Here is an 18,200-nt window from a genome sequence, read left to right as displayed (position 1 = left end):
ATTTCGGTGCATGTCGTACTCGCCGGCGGGGGGACCGCCGGCCACATCGAGCCCGCGCTCGCCCTCGCGGACGCCCTGCGCAGGCAGGACCCGACCGTGGGGATCACGGCGCTCGGCACGGAGCGGGGCCTGGAGACCCGCCTGGTGCCCGAGCGGGGCTACGAACTCGGGCTCATCCCGGCGGTGCCGCTGCCCCGCAAGCCCACCCCGGAGCTGATCACCGTCCCCGGGCGGCTGCGCGGCACGATCAAGGCCGCCGAGCAGATCCTGGAGCGCACCCGGGCCGACTGCGTGGTCGGCTTCGGCGGCTACGTGGCCCTGCCCGGCTACCTGGCGGCCAAGCGGCTGGGCGTGCCGATCATCGTCCACGAGGCCAATGCCCGCCCCGGCCTGGCCAACAAGATCGGCTCGCGCTACGCCTCGGCGGTCGCGGTGTCCACCCCGGACAGCAAGCTGCGCAACGCGCGCTACGTGGGCATCCCGCTGCGCCGCACGATCGCGACCCTGGACCGGGTCGCCATGCGCCCGCAGGCCCGGGCCGCCTTCGGGCTGGACCCCAACCTGCCCACGCTGCTGGTCTCCGGCGGCTCCCAGGGCGCGCGCCGGCTGAACGAGGTCGTCCAGACCGTCGTGCCGTTCCTGCAGCGCGCCGGGGTGCAGGTGCTGCACGCGGTCGGCCCGAAGAACGAACTGCCGCGCGTGGACAACATGCCCGGAATGCCCCCTTACATCCCGGTATCGTATGTTGACCGGATGGACCTCGCGTACGCCGCGGCCGACATGATGCTCTGCCGCGCGGGCGCGATGACCGTCGCGGAGCTGTCCGCCGTCGGCCTGCCGGCGGCCTATGTCCCGCTGCCCATCGGCAACGGCGAGCAGCGGCTCAACGCCCAGCCGGTGGTCAAGGCGGGCGGTGGCCTGCTGGTCGACGACGCCGAGCTCACCCCCGAGTGGGTGACGTCCCACGTGCTCCCGGTGCTCACCGACCCGCACCGGCTGTACGAGATGTCCCGGTCCGCCGCCGAGTTCGGCCGGCGCGACGCCGACGAGCTGCTCGTCGGCATGGTGTACGAGGCGGTCGCCGCAGCGCGCAGGGCGGGCTGACGACCCGTAGGAGCAGGAGGCTGGGAGCGTGGCCGGACCGACGACCGCCCGGCGCGGCGGTGAGAAGAAGGCGAAGGCCGCGAAGGGCGCCGGCGCCGCGAAGGGCGCCCGGCCGGGCAGGGGCGCCAAGGGGTCGTCCCGGCCCGCCCGCCCCGCCCGGCCGGCCCGCGGCCGCATCCGCCTGCTCCCCGCGCTCCTGCCGCCCCGCCGCACCCGGCGGGGCGGCAGGAGCCGTACGGCCCCGCTCGGGCGCCGCGGCCTGCTCCTGCGGGCCGGCGCCGGAGTGCTGCTGCTCGGGGCGGTCGTATGGGTGCTGTACGGCTCCAGCTGGCTGCGGGTCACTCGTGTGGAGGTCAGTGGCACCACCACGCTGACGCCCGACCAGGTGCGCGAGGCGGCCGAGGTGCCGCTCGGTCAGCCCCTGGTCGCCGTGGACGGCGACGCCGTCGAGGCGCGGCTGCTCGCCCGGCTGCGGCGCATCGCCTCGGTCGATGTCGAGCGGTCCTGGCCGCACACGATCGGTCTGAAAGTGACCGAACGCGAGCCCAAGGCCCTGCTCGAAAAGGGCGGTAAGTACATCGAAATCGACAGCGCGGGCGTGCGGTTCGCCACAGTCGACCGGGCCCGTCCGGGCGTGCCGCGCCTCGTGGTCGAACAGGACGATTCGCCCAGCAACCGCCGATTCGGCACCGAGCGACTGGAGCGCGAGGCGGTCCGGGTGGCCGCCGGGCTGCCCCCGGCCGTGCGCAAGGACACCCAGGTCATCCGCGTACGCTCGTACGACGCCATCACCGTGGAACTGACGGGGGATCGGACGGTGGTCTGGGGCAGCGGGGAGCGCGGCGACGCCAAGGCCCGTACGCTCGTTGCCCTGATGAAGGCCGCAGGGGGCGCGAAACGCTTCGACGTCAGCGCTCCGGCCGCCCCTGCGGTGTCCGGGAGTTGACGCCGGGAGCGACCGGCCAGCACCCTGGTTGGCTACGGCTATGGGTGATCACATAGGGTGAAAAGAAAAACGGGAGGTTCGGCGTGTTCGTTGAAGACGCGCCGCTTGTCGACTTAGTGTCCTGGTTCAGAGAACCCAGGGAACAGTGGCACCGGTAACCCTAAACTTCAACGTTAGGGTTCGGGTCGGCATTGAGAACCGCCCCCAGGCATACGTAACTCGAGGCGAGAGGCCTTCGACGTGGCAGCACCGCAGAACTACCTCGCAGTCATCAAGGTCGTCGGCATCGGCGGCGGTGGCGTCAACGCCATCAACCGGATGATCGAGGTCGGTCTCAAGGGCGTCGAGTTCATCGCGATCAATACCGATGCACAGGCCCTGCTGATGAGCGACGCCGACGTGAAGCTCGACGTCGGCCGCGAACTCACGCGCGGCCTCGGCGCCGGCGCGAACCCCGATGTCGGCCGCAAGGCGGCCGAGGACCACCGCGAGGAGATCGAGGAGGTCCTCAAGGGGGCCGACATGGTCTTCGTCACCGCCGGCGAGGGCGGCGGCACCGGCACCGGTGGCGCGCCCGTGGTCGCCAACATCGCCCGTTCCCTGGGCGCCCTGACGATCGGTGTGGTCACCCGCCCGTTCACCTTCGAGGGCCGCCGGCGCGCCAACCAGGCCGAGGACGGCATCGCGAGCCTGCGCGACGAGGTCGACACCCTCATCGTCATCCCCAACGACCGGCTGCTGTCCATCTCGGACCGCCAGGTGAGCGTGCTCGACGCGTTCAAGTCCGCGGACCAGGTGCTGCTGTCCGGTGTGCAGGGCATCACCGACCTGATCACCACCCCGGGTCTGATCAACCTCGACTTCGCGGACGTGAAGTCCGTGATGTCCGAGGCCGGCTCGGCCCTGATGGGCATCGGCTCCGCCCGCGGCGACGACCGCGCGGTGGCGGCGGCCGAGATGGCCATCTCCTCGCCGCTGCTGGAGGCGTCCATCGACGGCGCCCGCGGCGTGCTGCTGTCCATCTCCGGCGGCTCCGACCTCGGCCTCTTCGAGATCAACGAGGCCGCCCAGCTGGTCAGCGAGGCCGCCCACCCCGAGGCCAACATCATCTTCGGTGCCGTCATCGACGACGCCCTCGGCGACGAGGTGCGCGTGACGGTCATCGCCGCGGGCTTCGACGGCGGCCAGCCGCCGGCCAAGGGCAGCCGCGACAAGGTGCTCGGCTCCACCTACGGCTCGGCCCGCGAGGACAGCGCCCCGTCCGCGCCGGTCTCCCGCCCGGTCGCCGCCGCGCCGGAGCCGGCCCGTCCGTCCTTCGGCGGGCTGGGCAACGTCACCCCGCGCACCGAGGAGCCCGTCCCGGCCGACCCGGCGCCGGTCGCCGAGGTCCCCCCGCCGCCGGTCACCTCCCCGCAGGTGCCCCCGGCCCGGCCCTACCAGGACTCCACCGCCGAGGAACTGGACGTCCCCGACTTCCTGAAGTGACCCCCGCGCCCGACGGCACCAGGCCCGACGGCGCCTCACGGAACGGCTGACCGGCACCGAGTGATAGGGCAACAGAACATCGTGCCCCCCGTACACCACGTGGCACATGCAAGCGGCGCGCACTTCGCCTTCACCTCCCGGTGGGGCGGAGTGAGCGCCGCTCCGTATGCGGAGCTCAACCTCGGCGGCGCGGTCGGCGACGACCCCGCCGCCGTACGGACCAACCGTGCGCGCGCGGCCGAGGCCCTCGGCCTGGACGCGGCGCAGGTCGTCTGGATGAACCAGGTGCACGGCGCGGACGTGGCCGTGGTGGACGGACCGTGGCAAAGAGGGGAAATCCCGGCGGTCGACGCGGTGGTGACCACGCGTCGGGGCCTGGCCCTCGCGGTGCTCACCGCCGACTGCACCCCGGTACTGCTGGTCGACCCGGTGGCCGGCGTCGCCGGCGCCGCCCACGCGGGCCGGCCCGGCCTGGTCGCCGGGGTGGTGCCGAACACCGTGGCGCGGATGATCGAGCTGGGTGCGGAGCCGGGCCGGATCCTCGCCCACATCGGCCCGTCCGTGTGCGGTCGGTGCTACGAGGTGCCCGAGGCCATGCGCGCCGAGGTCGCCGCGGTGGTGCCCGAGGCCCGGGCCACCACCCGGCAGGGGACGCCGGCCGTGGACGTCGCGGCCGGGGTCGAGGCCCAGCTGGGCCGAACGGGTGTCAAGGTCGCGGGCCGGTCCGGTGTGTGCACGCTGGAGTCCGCGGACCACTTCTCCTACCGGCGCGAGCGCACCACCGGCCGGCTGGCGAGCTACGTCTGGCTGGAGGCGGGGGCATGACGGACCGCAAGGACCAGCTGGCCGAGAACCTCGCCCGGGTGGAGGAACGTATCTCCACCGCCTGCGCCGCGGCCGGCCGGGCGCGCGAGGAGGTCACGCTCATCGTGGTCACCAAGACCTACCCGGCGAGCGATGTGCGCCTGCTCGCCGAGCTGGGGGTGCGTCATGTCGCCGAGAACCGCGACCAGGACGCCGCCCCCAAGGCCGCGGAGTGCTCGGATCTGCCCCTTACCTGGCACTTCGTCGGTCAGCTGCAGACGAACAAGGTCCGGTCGGTGGTGAATTACGCCGACATGGTGCACTCCATTGACCGAAGCAGACTGGTCACGGCCCTGTCGGCCGCGGCCGTCCGGGCCGGCCGGGAGCTCGGCTGCCTCATCCAGGTGGCGCTCGACGCCGGAACGCAGGAGCGCGGAGAAAGAGGGGGCGTCGCACCCGGCGGCGTCCTCGCCCTGGCCGACGCGATCGCCGAGGCGGAAGGGCTGCGAGTGGCGGGACTGATGACGGTCGCTCCGCTCGCGGGCGAGTTCGCGGGCAGGCCCCGGGCCGCGTTCGACAGGCTGATGGAAATCGCAACGGACCTGCGCGCGACCCATCCGGCTGGGAACATGGTCTCCGCAGGGATGAGCGCGGACCTCGAGGACGCCATTGCGGCCGGTGCGACACATGTACGTGTCGGCTCGGCGGTACTCGGAGTCCGACCCCGGCTCGGGTAACGTCGCCAGGAAGTCGGACCACAGCAGAAAATATGGTCATTCCCGCCAAAAGGCGGGCGGACCACGTGGATCCGGGCGCCGTTGACGGAGCCGATCCACCACAGAGCGGAGGACGCAGAGAATGGCCGGCGCGATGCGCAAGATGGCGGTCTACCTCGGCCTCGTGGAGGACGATGGGTACGACGGCCCGGGGTTCGACCCCGACGACGAGTTCGAGCCCGAGCCGGAGCCGGACCGGCGCCGGCAACACCAGGCACATCAAGCACAACAGACGCAATCGGACGAACCGGTTCGAGTCGCCCAGCCGCCCGCGCAGCGTGAACCTGCTCCGCTGACAGCGGAAACGGGACGACCCGCCCGAATCGCCCCCGTGTCGTCCATCACACCCGAACGCCACTCTCTGGAGAAGAACGCACCGGTGATCATGCCCAAGGTTGTGTCCGAGCGGGAGCCCTACCGCATCACGACGTTGCACCCTCGGACCTACAACGAGGCCCGTACCATCGGGGAACACTTCCGCGAGGGCACTCCGGTGATCATGAATCTCACCGAGATGGACGACACCGACGCGAAGCGTCTGGTCGACTTTGCGGCCGGTCTGGTGTTCGGACTTCACGGGAGCATCGAGCGGGTGACGCAGAAGGTGTTTCTGCTGTCTCCTGCTAACGTCGATGTCACGGCGGAGGACAAAGCCCGCATCGCAGAGGGTGGGTTCTTCAACCAGAGCTGAGACGCAAGTCCGGGCAATCCGGACAACGGCCAGTCAGGCCACGGTACGAGCAAGGGGAGAGGGAAGCGCGAGATGGGCATCGCACAGCAGGTGATCTACATCGCGCTGTACTGCTTCCTCATCGTGCTGATCTTCCGACTGGTGATGGACTACGTCTTCCAGTTCGCCCGCTCATGGCAACCCGGTAAGGCGATGGTGGTGCTCCTCGAGGCCACCTACACTGTCACCGATCCGCCACTCAAGCTTCTGCGGCGGGTCATCCCGCCGCTGCGTCTCGGGGGCGTAGCGCTCGACCTGTCCTTCTTCGTACTGATGATCATCGTCTACATCCTGATCACCGTCGTGAGCCGGCTGTGAACGCGGCTGTGAACGATACGGTCTTGCCGATTGCCGACGACAACGTTGAGGTGAAGAAGAGATGCCGCTGAGCCCCGAGGACGTGCGGAACAAGCAGTTCACGACCGTCCGCCTCCGAGAAGGCTATGACGAGGACGAGGTCGATGCCTTCCTCGACGAGGTCGAGGCAGAACTGACCCGCCTGCTCCGCGAGAACGAGGACCTGCGCGCCAAGCTGGCCGCCGCAACGCGTGCCGCCGCGCAGAACCAGCAGCAGGCCATGCGCAAGCCCGAGCCCCAGGACCAGCGTCCGGGTGCTCCGGTGCCCGCCGCCATATCGGGACCGCAGCCGGTGCCGCCGAACCAGCAGCAGATGGGCGGCCCGCCGCAGCTTCCGGGCGGTGCCCCGCAGCTGCCGGCCGGCCCCGGCGGCCACGGCCACGGTCCCCAGGGCCCGCACGGTCCCGGCCCGATGGGACAGAACGGTCCGATGGGTGGCCCGATGGGCGGACCCATGGGACAGAACGGACCGATGGGGCAGAACCCCATGGGCCAGAACGGCCCCATGGGCGGCCCCCAGCTGCCGCAGCCGGGCCAGGGCCCGGGTGGCGACAGCGCAGCCCGTGTCCTCTCCCTCGCTCAGCAGACGGCCGATCAGGCGATCGCGGAGGCCCGTTCCGAGGCCAACAAGATCGTCGGCGAGGCCCGCAGCCGTGCCGAGGGCCTGGAGCGCGACGCCCGCGCCAAGGCGGACGCCCTCGAGCGGGACGCGCAGGAGAAGCACCGCGTGGCCATGGGCTCCCTGGAGTCCGCCCGCGCCACGCTGGAGCGCAAGGTCGAGGACCTGCGCGGCTTCGAGCGCGAGTACCGCACGCGTCTGAAGTCCTACCTGGAGAGCCAGCTGCGCCAGCTGGAGAACCAGGCGGACGACTCGCTGGCCCCGCCGCGCACCCCGGCCGCCGCGTCGCTGCCGCCGGCCCCCTCCATGAGCGGGTCGATGGCCTCGGCCGGTGCCGGCATGGGCGGCCACTCCATGGGTGGCAACTCCATGGGCGGCAACCAGACCATGGGCGGCCACGGCGGCCCGTCGTCGGGCACCCCGTCGTACGGCGGTCAGCAGCAGATGTCGCCGGCCATGACGCAGCCGATGGCACCGGTGCGGCCGCAGGGCCCGCAGCCGATGCAGGCGCCGTCGCCGATGCGGGGCTTCCTGATCGACGAGGACGACAACTGACGGGCTGAGCCCGTCGGCACACATGGGCCGGGCCCCTGGGAATCCCAGGGGCCCGGCCCATTTCCGTGCACCCCGACGTCATGCACGGCAAAGGCCCCCGGCGCTGCAGCGCCGGGGGCCTGGTGTCACCCGATTGCTTACGCCTTACGGAGGCGGAACGTCAGTCCGAGGCCCTCGTCGGTGAACGGCTCGCCGTACGAGTCGTCGGCGTCACCGGACGAGAAGTCCGTGGCCAGGACCTCGTCCGCGATGAGGCCCGCGTGCTCGCCGAGGGCGGTCACCGTCTCCTCGTCGGACGACTGCCAGCGCAGAGCGATCCGGTCGGCCACGTCCAGGCCGCTGTTCTTGCGCGCCTCCTGGATCAGGCGGATCGCGTCGCGGGCCAGGCCCGCGCGCCGCAGCTGCGGGGTGATCTCCAGGTCGAGGGCCACCGTGGCACCCGAGTCGGAGGCCACCGACCAGCCCTCGCGCGGCGTCTCGGTGATGATCACCTCGTCGGGAGCCAGCTCGACGCGCTCGCCGTCGACCTCGACGGCCGCCGTGCCCTCGCGCAGCGCCAGCGACAGGGCCGCCGCATCGGCCGCGGCGATCGCCTTGGCCACCGCCTGCACGCCCTTGCCGAAGCGCTTGCCCAGGGCACGGAAGTTCGCCTTCGCCGTCGTGTCGACGAGCGAACCGCCGACCTCCGACAGCGACGCCAGTGAGGAGACGTTCAGCTCCTCGGCGATCTGCGCCCGCAGCTCCTCGCCCAGCGACTCGAAACCGGCCGCCGCGACCAGCGCGCGCGACAGCGGCTGACGCGTCTTGACGCCGGACTCGGCGCGCGTGGCGCGGCCCAGCTCGACCAGGCGCCGGACCAGCACCATCTGCTTCGACAGCTCCGGGTCGATCAGCGCACTGTCGGCCTGCGGCCACGACGAGAGGTGGACGGAGTCCGGGGCCTGCGGCTCCACCGTCACGACGAGGTCCTGCCACACGCGCTCGGTGATGAACGGCACCAGCGGCGCCATCAGCTGCGTGACGGTGCGGACGACCTCGTGCAGCGTACGCAGCGCGGCCGGCTCGCCCTGCCAGAAGCGGCGGCGCGAGCGACGGACGTACCAGTTGGACAGGTCGTCGACGAACGACGACAGCAGCTTGCCCGCGCGCTGGGTGTCGTAGGCCTCCAGGGCCTGCGTGACCTGGTCGGTGAGCGTGTTCAGCTCGCCGAGCAGCCAGCGGTCGATCAGCGGGCGGTCGGCCGGAGCCGGGTCGGCCTCGCTCGGCGCCCAGCCGGAGGTGCGCGCGTACAGGGCCTGGAAGGCGACGGTGTTCCAGTAGGTGAGCAGCGTCTTGCGCACCACCTCCTGGATCGTGCCGTGACCGACGCGGCGCGCCGACCACGGGGAGCCGCCGGCCGCCATGAACCAGCGGACCGCGTCCGCGCCGTGCTGGTCCATCAGCGGGATCGGCTGGAGGATGTTGCCCAGGTGCTTGGACATCTTCCGGCCGTCCTCGGCCAGGATGTGACCGAGGCAGACCACGTTCTCGTACGACGACTTGTCGAAGACGAGGGTGCCCACCGCCATCAGGGTGTAGAACCAGCCGCGGGTCTGGTCGATGGCCTCGGAGATGAACTGCGCCGGGTAGCGCTTCTCGAACAGCTCCTTGTTCTTGTACGGGTAGCCCCACTGGGCGAACGGCATCGAGCCCGAGTCGTACCAGGCGTCGATGACCTCCGGCACGCGGACGGCGGTGTGCGCGCAGCCCTCGGCCGTACAGGTGAAGGTCACCTCGTCGATGAACGGGCGGTGCGGGTCGAGGTTGCTCTTGTCGGTGCCGGTCAGCTCCGACAGCTCCGCCAGCGAACCGACGCAGGTCAGGTGCCCCTCCTCGCAGCGCCAGATGGGCAGCGGGGTGCCCCAGTAGCGGTTGCGGGACAGCGCCCAGTCGATGTTGTTGTTCAGCCAGTCGCCGAAGCGGCCGTGCTTGACCGACTCGGGGAACCAGTTGGTCTTCTCGTTCTCCTGGAGCAGCCGGTCCTTGATCGCGGTCGTCCGGATGTACCAGGACGGCTGCGCGTAGTACAGCAGCGCGGTGTGGCAGCGCCAGCAGTGCGGGTAGCTGTGCTCGTAGGCGATGTGCTTGAACAGCAGACCGCGCTCGGACAGGTCCGCGACGAGCTTCTCGTCGGCCTTCTTGAAGAACAGGCCGCCGACCAGGCCGAGGCCCTCCTCGAAGGTGCCGTCCGGACGGACCGGGTTCACCACCGGCAGGTCGTAGGCGCGGCAGGTCCTCAGGTCGTCCTCACCGAAGGCGGGCGCCTGGTGCACCAGACCGGTGCCGTCCTCCGTCGTGACGTACTCGGCGTTGACGACGAAGTTCGCGCCCTCCAGCTCGACCAGGTCGAACGGGCGGCGGTAGGCCCAGCGCTCCATCTCGCGACCGGTGAAGGACTGGCCGGTCGCCGTCCAGCCCTCGCCGAGCGCCTTCTCCAGCAGCGGCTCGGCGACGACGAGCTTCTCGTTGCCGTCCGTCGCCACGACGTAGGTGACGTCGGGGTGCGCGGCGGCCGCCGTGTTCGACACCAGCGTCCACGGGGTGGTCGTCCACACCAGCAGCGACGCCTCGCCGGCCAGCGGGCCGGAGGTCAGCGGGAAGCGCACGAAGACGGAGGGGTCCACGACCGTCTCGTAGCCCTGTGCCAGCTCGTGGTCGGACAGACCGGTGCCGCACCGCGGGCACCACGGCGCGACGCGGTGGTCCTGGACCAGCAGGCCCTTGTTGAAGATCTCCTTCAGCGACCACCAGACGGACTGGACGTAGTCCGGGTCCATCGTCCGGTAGGCGTCGTCGAGGTCGACCCAGTAGCCCATGCGCGTGGTCAGCTCGGCGAACGCGTCCGTGTGGCGCGTCACCGACTCACGGCACTTCGCGTTGAACTCGGCGATGCCGTACGCCTCGATGTCCTGCTTGCCGGAGAAGCCCAGCTCCTTCTCGACGGCGAGCTCCACCGGCAGACCGTGGCAGTCCCAGCCGGCCTTGCGGCCCACGTGGTAGCCCTGCATCGTCCGGAACCGGGGGAAGACGTCCTTGAAGACGCGCGCCTCGATGTGGTGGGCGCCGGGCATGCCGTTCGCGGTCGGCGGGCCCTCGTAGAAGACCCACTCGGGGCGGCCCTCGGACTGCTCGAGGGTACGGGCGAAGGTCTTGTTCTCACGCCAGAACTCGAGCACGGCGTGCTCGAGCGCGGGCAGGTCGACCTGTGCGGGTACCTGGCGGTACTGCGTCATCGGCTCCTCCGGCGGGACGATTGGTGCGCTGTCCGTCGGAGGGACGAGACGCGCCCTCGCGCTCCCGCGGTACCACCCTCCTTGGCCGTGGACGCGCGTGTGCCGTCCCCGGCCCCCTCATTGGGCCGCGATGCCGGTTCTACTGACCCCGGACGGGGCGTTCCTCCGGCGGCTCCGGGCTGATCTTCACGACCGCGCACACCTCCGGGCTCCCACCGTCCCCGGCTCGCTGCTGGCTGCGTGCGGCGCTACTGGTCCCATCGACGCCTTTCGCTGCGCCCCAGTGTACGGGGCGCACGCCTGGGCGGCCGACCCATTTGAGGGCCGGAGGCGGGGCGCATACCGGCGGACCGGCGTGCCCCGTTGCCGCATGCCGTGCGCCGATTTATCGTTCCCGCACGATTTGCGCGCAAGATCGTAAAATGTGAAGGGGTAGCGGCATGGCGGAAAAGTCGACGACGCGCAAGTCGGCTGCGCCCCCGGCCGCGAAGGCCGCGAAGGCGGCCAAGAAGACGACCGGCCCGGCCGCGCCCGGCGGGAAGGCGACGGCCGCCCCGTCCGCAGGCGCGGCGCCAGCGGGCGCTCGCGCCAAGAAGGCGGCCCCCGCGAAGAAGACGGCGGCCAAGGCCGCCCCGGCGAAGAAATCAGCCGGCTCGGCGGCAGCGCCGGCCCCGTCCGGCGCGGGGGCCGGGAAGAAGACGGCGGCCGCCCCGTCCGGAGGCGCTGCAGCGGCGGAGGGTGGCGGGAAGAAGGCCGCCTCCGCGAAGAAGGCGGCGGCCAAGGCTGCCCCCGCGAAGAAGACGGCCGGCTCGGCCGCAGCGGGGGCCGGGGCAGTGGCCCGGTCCACGGAGGGCACCGCGAAGAAGGCGGTGGCCAAGAAGGCTGTACCCGGCAAGAAGGCGGCCGGCTCGGCGGCAGCCTCGTCCGGGGCGGGGGCCGGGAAGAAGGCGGCTGCCGCCCCGTCCGGAAGCGCGGCAGCGGGGGAGGGTGGCGGGAAGAAGGCGGCCCCCGCGAAGAGGACGGCGGCCAAGGCCGCCCCCGCGAAGAAGGCGGCGGCCAAAAAGGTTGTGCCCGGCAAGAAGACCGTGGCCAAGAAGGTCTCGCCCGGCAAGAAGGCGGCAGCGCCGGACCCCTCCGGGGTGGGGGCCGGCAAGAAGGTGGCGGTTGCGCCGTCCGAGGGCGGCGCAAAGAAAGCGGCCGCCAAGGCTGCGCCCGGGAAGAAGGCGACGGCCAAGAAGACGGCCGAGCTGCCTGAAAACGCAGCCTCGGCGGGAGGCGGCACCAAGGCCGCACCGGGCAGGAAGGCGGCCGGCTCCGCCGGAACTGGTGCGGGGACCGCCAAGAAGGCCGCACCCGGCCGGACGGCGGCCTCCGACGGCGGCGGCGGGTCCGCGGCCGGTGGCCGCAAGGCGGCCCCGGCCAGGAAGGCCCCGCCCTCCGGGGGCGCCGGGGCCGAGGGGGTGGCTGGGTCCGGTGGGAGCGTCGCATCGGCCAAAAAGGGGGCGGGGGCGGGGAAGTCGGCTGTTGCGGGGAAGACTGCCACGGTGACCGAGGCGCAGGCCGCCGAGGGCACCGCGCGGGCCCGTGGGGGTTCCGTGGTGAAGAAGGCCCCGGCCGCCCCGGCCGCTGCGGCCGAGGAGTCCGCACCGGCGGCGACGGCGGTGCCCGCTGAACAGACGGGAGCCAGGACGGTGGCTGCGAAGAAGACCATGGGTGCGAAGGTTCCGGGGGCCCGGACGGTGGCTCCGGGGGAGCTCGTGGTGCGGCCGGGGGAGGAGCCCTGGTCGCCGGCGGAGGTGGCGGAGGCCCGGACGCTCCTGACGGACGAGATGGGGCGGTTGCGGTCGGAGATCGAGGCGTCGGAGGCGGCGATCAGCGGTCTGATGCGGGATTCCGGTGACGGGGCGGGTGACGATCAGGCGGACACGGGGACGAAGAACATCACCCGGGAGCACGAACTGGCCCTGGCGGCGAACGCCCGCGAGATGCTGGTGCAGACGGAGCGGGCGCTGGAGCGGCTGGAGGCCGGTACGTACGGCCGGTGCGAGAACTGCGGCAATCCGATCGGCAAGGCGCGGATGCAGGCGTTCCCGCGGGCGACGTTGTGCGTGGAGTGCAAGCAGCGGCAGGAACGCCGCTGACCGGCCCCCCTGTGCGTGCCGTACCCTCGTCCTCAGTCAGCAGGACGACACTCCAGGGACTCACGTGACTGAGGCGGAACAGACGGGACGGCCCACCGAGGCGGCGGCCGGCGGGGAGGCCGGGCCCAGGGGCCGGCGGCGGATCGCGGTGCTGCTGGTGGTGGCCGCCCTGGCCTATCTCCTGGACCTGGGCAGCAAGCTGCTGGTGGTGGCCCATCTGGAGCACCATGATCCGATCCGTGTGATCGGTACGTGGCTGCAGCTGGAGGTGATCCGCAACCGGGGTGCGGCGTTCGGCATCGGCGAGGCGATGACCATCGTCTTCACGGTCATCGCCGCGGCGGTGATCGTGGCGATCGCCCGGATCGCCCGCAAGCTGTACAGCCTGCCGTGGGCGGTCGCGCTGGGGCTGCTGCTCGGCGGGGCGCTGGGCAATCTCACCGACCGGCTGTTCCGTTCGCCGGGTGGTTTCGAAGGCGGCGTGGTGGACTTCATCGCGCCCGCGCACTTCGCGGTCTTCAACCTTGCGGATTCGGCGATCGTCTGTGGCGGGATCCTCATCGTGATCCTGTCGTTCCGGGGCCTGGACCCGGACGGCACCGTCCACCACGACTGAGCCCGGGACGGGCGCCGCGCGCCCGTCCGTCATACTCGACTGGTGAGCACGATTCCCGAGACCCGCGCCCTCCCCGTACCCGATGGCCTGGAAGGCGAGCGCGTCGACGCCGCGATCGCCCGAATGTTCGGCTTTTCCCGCACCAAGGCCGCCGAGCTGGCCGCCGCGGGCAAGGTCCAGGTGGACGGGGCGGTGGCGGGCAAGTCCGACCGGGTGACCGGGGGTGCCTGGCTGGAGGTCGAGATGCCGGCGCCGCCGGCGCCGGTGCAGGTGGTCGCCGAGCCCGTGGAGGGCATGGAGATCGTCCATGACGACGACGACATCGTCGTGATCGTCAAGCCGGTGGGCGTGGCCGCGCACCCCAGCCCGGGCTGGACTGGCCCGACGGTCATCGGTGGTCTGGCCGCGGCGGGCTACCGCATCTCCACCTCGGGTGCCGCGGAGCGCCAGGGCATCGTGCACCGCCTGGACGTGGGCACCTCCGGCCTGATGGTGGTGGCCAAGTCCGAGCGGGCGTACTCCCTGCTGAAGCAGCAGTTCCGCGAGCGCACGGTCGACAAGCGCTACCACGCGCTCGTGCAGGGCCACCCGGACCCGATGAGCGGCACGATCGACGCGCCGATCGGCCGTCACCCGCACCACGACTACAAGTGGGCGGTCATCGCCGACGGCAAGCCGTCGGTCACCCACTACGACCTGATCGAGGCGTTCCGGGCGGCCAGCCTGCTGGACATCAAGCTGGAGACGGGCCGCACCCACCAGATCCGGGTGCACATGTCCGCCCACCGTCACCCGTGCGTCGGCGACCTGACGTACGGCGCGGACCCGACGATGGCCAAGCGCCTGAAGCTCACGCGCCAGTGGCTGCACGCGGTGCGGCTGGGCTTCGAGCACCCCTCGGACGGCCGCTGGGTGGAGTACGAGAGCGCCTACCCGGACGACCTGCAGTACGCCCTGGACAGGGTGCGCGCCGAGAGCGCCTGACGCCAGGGGCCCGTGGGGCGGGCGCGGCGCGGTTGAGGCAGGCTGGAGGAGGTCTGTTCGATCGCACCGACCCGCCCGGAGGGCATCCGTGGACCAGCTCGCCCTGCTGTTCGTCCTCCTGCTCGGCGCGCTGGTCACAGTGCCGCTGGGGGACCGGCTGGGAGTGCCGTCCCCGGTCCTGATGACGATCGGCGGGATCGTCCTGGCCGTGCTGCCGTTCGTGCCGAACGTGAACATCCCGCCGGAGTACATCCTCCCGCTGGTGCTCCCGCCGCTGCTGTACGCCACCGCCCAGCGCACCTCGTGGCGGCAGTTCGCGGTCAACAAACGGCCGATCTTCCTGCTGGCGGTCGCGCTGGTCTTCGTCACGACCGCGGCCGTCGCCGCCGTGGCCAATGTGATCGTGCCCGGCATCTCCGTCGCCGCCGCCGTGGCCCTGGGCGCGCTGGTGGCGCCTCCCGACCCGGTCGCCGTCACCTCCGTCGCCGGCGAGCTGGGCCTGCCGCGCCGCCTGGTGTCCATCCTGGAGGGCGAGGGCCTCTTCAACGACGTCACGGCCATCGTGCTCTACCACGTGGCCATCGCCGCGGCCGTCAGCGGCACCTTCTCGGTGCCGCAGGCCATCGGCGCGCTGGTGCTCTCCGCCGTGGTCGCCGTCGCCGTGGGCCTGGGGCTCGGCTGGGTCGCCCGGCGGCTGATGACCGTCCTGGACGACGCCACGCTGCAGATCGGCCTGACCCTGCTGGTGCCGTTCGTCTCCTACGTCGTCGCCGAGGAGCTCAAGGGCTCGGGCGTGCTGGCCGTGCTGACCACCGCCCTGTACCTGGCCGAGTACACGCACGACCCCGACGACGTCCTGGGCCGGCTGGCCGGGCACACCTTCTGGGAGGTCGTCGACACCCTGGTCACCGGCGTCGCCTTCGGCCTGGTCGGCCTGGAGCTGCACAACGCCGTCAGCACGGCCTCCGGGCGCTGGGGCGAGATGCTGGGCATCGGCGGCATCGTGGTCGCGGTGGTGGTCGGCGTACGGCTGCTGTGGCTGCTGCCCGCGGCCTGGCTGACGAAGAAGCTGCACAAGCGCCGTGACGTGGAGGAGGAGATCCTGGTCAGCTGGCGCGAGACGGTGGTGACCTGGTGGTCCGGTATGCGCGGGGTGGCCACCGTGGCCCTCGCCCTGGCCGTCCCCCTGACCAAGCAGGACAAGTCGCCCTTCCCGGCCCGCGGCGAGATCCTCTTCATCGCCTTCGCGGTCATCATCGTCACCCTCGTCGTCCAGGGCCTGACCCTGCCGCGGCTGGTGAAGGTGCTCGGCGTCAGCGAGGACACCGACGCCAGCCGGGAGCTGGAGCGGCAGCTGGCCGCCCGGGCGGCGAAGGCGGCCCGACACCGGCTGATGGAGATCGTCGAGGCCGAGGACCTCTCCGAGGACATGATGGAGGCGCTCGGCCGGCGGGCCTACGACATCGGCGCGCGCATCAGCCCCGACATGGTCGACGAGGAGCGCCGCGAGGCCCAGGCGCAGCGCGTCGCCCGGCTGCGCACGCTGCACCGGGTACAGGCCGAGCTGCTCTCGGCGGCCCGGCGCGAGGTCATCGCCGCCCGCAGCGAGGCGGGCATGGACCCGGAGGTCGTTGACCGGGTGCTGCGGCACCTGGACGAGCGGACCCTGCGCGGTATCTGACGGGCAGCAGCCCCGGGCCGCCTCAGGTCGTGCCGGGGCCCGGCCCGATGTCGCCCGAGGTGGGCGAGGCCTGCCGGCGGTCGGGCGCGTCCTCGAGGCCCGGCGCGGGCGCGGTGTTGATGCGCGGCAGCGCGTACGGGTGCTCCCGGCGCAGCCAGGCCACCAGCTCCTCGCGCACCACGCAGCGCAGGGTCCACACGTCGTCGGGGTCCTTGGCCGTCACCAGGGCCCGTACCTGGATGGTCGACGGCGTCGTGTCGGTGATCACCAGGCTCCAGGCCCGCCCGTCCCACTCGGGCACGCCCTTGAGCAGCCGGTGCAGGTGCTCGCGCATCAGGTCGATGGGGGCCGTGTGGTCCAGGTGCAGGAAGACCGTGCCGGTCATCCGCGGATTGCCGCGCGACCAGTTCTCGAAGGGCCGGCCGGTGAAGTACGACACCGGCATGGTGATGCGGCGCTCGTCCCAGGTCTTGACGACGAGATAGGTCAGTGTGATCTCCTCGACGGTGCCCCACTCGCCGCCCACCACGACCGTGTCGCCTATGCGCACCATGTCGCCGAAGGCGATCTGCAGCCCTGCGAAGAGGTTGCCGAGCGTGGACTGCGCGGCCACACCGGCCACGATGCCGATCAGACCGGCCGAGGCCAGCATCGAGGTGCCCACCGCCCGCATGCCGGGGAAGGTCAGCAGCATCGCCGCGACCGCCACCACGGCCACCACGGCCGTCACGACGCGGCGGATCAAGGTGACCTGCGTCCGTACCCGGCGCATCCGCGCCGGGTCCCGCGCCCCGGCCGCGTACCGCGCGTACCCCGCCTCGACCACCGCCGTGGCCAGCCGCGCCGCCAGCCACGCGCAGGCGCCGATCAGCACCAGTGTCAGCGCCTGGCCCACCACGGCCTCCCGGTAGGCGGGCATGCGCAGCGAGGTGTAACCGCCGCGCAGCAGCGCCGCGCACAGCACCAGCCGCAGCGGCATGCGGCAGCGGTGCAGCAACGGCCACAGCGCATCCTCGGGGTGCCGGTCGGCGATCCGGCGGACGATCTGGTCGGCGATCCAGCCGACGACGAGCGTGACGAACAGCGCGCCGCCGACGACCGCGAGGGGACGCAGTACGTCCTCCATGGGCCTCAGCTCCTTCCGGCGACCTGCCGGCGCGCGTCCCTGCCACGACCGTAACTGGCACGATGGGGACACGCGATCCAGCAGTTAAGGAAGTGACCACGTGACAACCTCGGACCAGGACTCCCCTACCACGATCCTGCTCTTCCATTCGGCCTACGGTCTGCGCCCGGCCGTGCACGCCGCGGCGGACCGGCTGCGCGCCGCCGGGTACGAGGTGCACGTACCGGACCTCTACGAGGGCCGCACCGCCGACACCGTCGAGGACGGCATGGAGATCAAGAACGAGATCGGCCGGGAGGAACTGCTGCTCCGCGCCGTCCGGGCAGCGGCCCCGCTCTCGGCCCGCGGCCTGGTCTACGCCGGCTTCTCGCTCGGCGGCTCGATCGCGCAGAACCTGGCCCTCGGCGACGAGCGGGCCCGCGGCCTGCTGCTCCTGCACGGCACCTCCGACCTGCCGGAGGACGCCTCGGTGGACGACCTGCCCGTCCAGCTGCACGTGGCCGACCCCGACCCGTTCGAGCCGCACGACTGGCTGGGCGCCTGGTACCTGCGCATGCAGCGGGCCGGCGCCGACGTGGAGGTCCACCGCTACCCGGGCGCGGGCCACCTGTTCACCGACCCCGACCTGCCCGACTTCGACGCCGAGGCGGCCGAGGACGCCTGGCGCGTGGCCCTGGGCTTCCTGGCGGAACTGAAGGGCTGAGCGGAGCGCCCCGTAGGGCGCGGGCCAGGCCGTGTCCGGCGGATCGTCGTCACATGCCACCACGGCGCCCCTAAGGGGCGCGGGGAACTGCGCGACAAGCCACGACGGCCCGCAGAGGGGGTGCCGTGCCGCGCCCGGCGGCCGGGGTCGCGTCTCGGCTGCGGGCCGTCGGTGGCCGATCGCGCCCACGCGGCGGTAGCCGCAGATCGACACCGCCCCGCGCCCCTTCGGGGCGCGGGCTAGGGCGTGTCCGGCGGATCGTCGTCACGTGCCACCACGGCGCCCCGTAGGGGCGTGCGGG

At 72.0% G+C, this 18,200-nt stretch carries 15 protein-coding genes; 13 read left to right on the top strand and 2 right to left on the bottom strand.

Annotated elements, in window-relative coordinates; translation table 11 throughout:
* The first annotated feature begins 6 nt into the window (after positions 1–6).
* From murG to AB0K17_RS25435, 8 genes are all read left to right on the top strand, one after another.
* Positions 7–1,104, top strand: coding sequence for an undecaprenyldiphospho-muramoylpentapeptide beta-N-acetylglucosaminyltransferase (murG, locus tag AB0K17_RS25470; protein ID WP_365968303.1), 1,098 nt, complete (start codon positions 7–9; stop codon positions 1,102–1,104).
* 196 nt (positions 1,105–1,300) lie between these two features.
* On the top strand, positions 1,301–2,050 hold the full coding sequence (locus tag AB0K17_RS25465) for an FtsQ-type POTRA domain-containing protein (protein WP_365968318.1): 750 nt from the start codon (positions 1,301–1,303) through the stop codon (positions 2,048–2,050).
* Positions 2,051–2,290: 240 nt separating this feature from the next.
* Positions 2,291–3,535: a cell division protein FtsZ gene (gene ftsZ / locus AB0K17_RS25460; protein ID WP_365968304.1), complete on the top strand. Its 1,245-nt coding sequence runs from the start codon at positions 2,291–2,293 to the stop codon at positions 3,533–3,535.
* Positions 3,536–3,634: 99 nt separating this feature from the next.
* Positions 3,635–4,360, top strand: coding sequence for a peptidoglycan editing factor PgeF (gene pgeF / locus AB0K17_RS25455; protein WP_365968305.1), 726 nt, complete (start codon positions 3,635–3,637; stop codon positions 4,358–4,360).
* Positions 4,357–5,076: a YggS family pyridoxal phosphate-dependent enzyme gene (locus AB0K17_RS25450; RefSeq protein WP_365968306.1), complete on the top strand. Its 720-nt coding sequence runs from the start codon at positions 4,357–4,359 to the stop codon at positions 5,074–5,076. The genes pgeF and AB0K17_RS25450 overlap by 4 nt, the downstream gene beginning before the upstream one ends.
* 121 nt (positions 5,077–5,197) lie before the next feature.
* Positions 5,198–5,806: a cell division protein SepF gene (gene sepF / locus AB0K17_RS25445; RefSeq protein WP_344439244.1), complete on the top strand. Its 609-nt coding sequence runs from the start codon at positions 5,198–5,200 to the stop codon at positions 5,804–5,806.
* Positions 5,807–5,878: 72 nt separating this feature from the next.
* A complete protein-coding gene (locus AB0K17_RS25440) occupies positions 5,879–6,163 on the top strand; it encodes a YggT family protein (protein ID WP_086567466.1) in 285 nt (94 codons plus the stop codon).
* A 61-nt stretch (positions 6,164–6,224) separates the two neighbouring features.
* Positions 6,225–7,376, top strand: a complete 1,152-nt coding sequence (locus AB0K17_RS25435; RefSeq protein ID WP_365968307.1) for a DivIVA domain-containing protein — start codon at positions 6,225–6,227, stop codon at positions 7,374–7,376.
* 137 nt (positions 7,377–7,513) lie between these two features.
* On the opposite strand, the gene ileS is transcribed toward AB0K17_RS25435, so the two are convergent.
* Complete coding sequence (gene ileS / locus AB0K17_RS25430; RefSeq protein WP_365984349.1) at positions 7,514–10,648, bottom strand: isoleucine--tRNA ligase; 3,135 nt, start codon at positions 10,646–10,648, stop codon at positions 7,514–7,516.
* Between the two features lie 440 nt (positions 10,649–11,088).
* Here ileS and AB0K17_RS25425 point away from each other — a divergent pair, with 440 nt between their 5' ends.
* From AB0K17_RS25425 to AB0K17_RS25410, 4 genes are all read left to right on the top strand, one after another.
* Complete coding sequence (locus AB0K17_RS25425; RefSeq protein WP_365984348.1) at positions 11,089–12,789, top strand: TraR/DksA family transcriptional regulator; 1,701 nt, start codon at positions 11,089–11,091, stop codon at positions 12,787–12,789.
* Positions 12,790–12,853: 64 nt separating this feature from the next.
* Positions 12,854–13,405: a signal peptidase II gene (lspA, locus tag AB0K17_RS25420; protein WP_365968310.1), complete on the top strand. Its 552-nt coding sequence runs from the start codon at positions 12,854–12,856 to the stop codon at positions 13,403–13,405.
* 42 nt (positions 13,406–13,447) lie between these two features.
* Positions 13,448–14,389 carry an RluA family pseudouridine synthase gene (locus AB0K17_RS25415; RefSeq protein ID WP_365968311.1) on the top strand — a complete coding sequence of 314 codons (942 nt, stop codon included), beginning with the start codon at positions 13,448–13,450 and terminating at the stop codon, positions 14,387–14,389.
* An 88-nt stretch (positions 14,390–14,477) separates the two neighbouring features.
* Complete coding sequence (locus tag AB0K17_RS25410) at positions 14,478–16,070, top strand: Na+/H+ antiporter (RefSeq protein ID WP_365984347.1); 1,593 nt, start codon at positions 14,478–14,480, stop codon at positions 16,068–16,070.
* Between the two features lie 22 nt (positions 16,071–16,092).
* Here the strand turns inward: AB0K17_RS25410 and AB0K17_RS25405 are convergent, their stop codons facing one another.
* Complete coding sequence (locus AB0K17_RS25405) at positions 16,093–17,196, bottom strand: mechanosensitive ion channel domain-containing protein (RefSeq protein WP_365968313.1); 1,104 nt, start codon at positions 17,194–17,196, stop codon at positions 16,093–16,095.
* Between the two features lie 100 nt (positions 17,197–17,296).
* Between AB0K17_RS25405 and AB0K17_RS25400 the strand changes: the two genes are divergently transcribed.
* Positions 17,297–17,899 (top strand): dienelactone hydrolase family protein, encoded by a 603-nt coding sequence (locus AB0K17_RS25400; RefSeq protein ID WP_365968314.1) that lies wholly within the window; start codon positions 17,297–17,299, stop codon positions 17,897–17,899.
* Positions 17,900–18,200 lie beyond the last annotated feature (301 nt).

Origin of the sequence: Streptomyces sp. NPDC049585, assembly GCF_040675615.1 — a bacterium.
Classification (GTDB): domain Bacteria; phylum Actinomycetota; class Actinomycetes; order Streptomycetales; family Streptomycetaceae; genus Streptomyces; species Streptomyces luteosporeus.
The sequence above is the reverse complement of the archived record's forward strand: the minus strand, read 5'-3'. Positions and strand labels throughout refer to the sequence as shown.

Bases quoted from the DNA above. Each gene is read 5' to 3' on its own strand.
- AB0K17_RS25450 (WP_365968306.1), top strand. From the start codon at position 4,357: ATGACGGACCGCAAGGACCAGCTGGCCGAGAACCTCGCCCGGGTGGAG.
- sepF (WP_344439244.1), top strand. From the start codon at position 5,198: ATGGCCGGCGCGATGCGCAAGATGGCGGTCTACCTCGGCCTCGTGGAG.
- AB0K17_RS25440 (WP_086567466.1), top strand. From the start codon at position 5,879: ATGGGCATCGCACAGCAGGTGATCTACATCGCGCTGTACTGCTTCCTC.
- AB0K17_RS25435 (WP_365968307.1), top strand. From the start codon at position 6,225: ATGCCGCTGAGCCCCGAGGACGTGCGGAACAAGCAGTTCACGACCGTC.
- ileS (WP_365984349.1), bottom strand. From the start codon at position 10,648: ATGACGCAGTACCGCCAGGTACCCGCACAGGTCGACCTGCCCGCGCTC.
- AB0K17_RS25425 (WP_365984348.1), top strand. From the start codon at position 11,089: ATGGCGGAAAAGTCGACGACGCGCAAGTCGGCTGCGCCCCCGGCCGCG.
- AB0K17_RS25405 (WP_365968313.1), bottom strand. From the start codon at position 17,196: ATGGAGGACGTACTGCGTCCCCTCGCGGTCGTCGGCGGCGCGCTGTTC.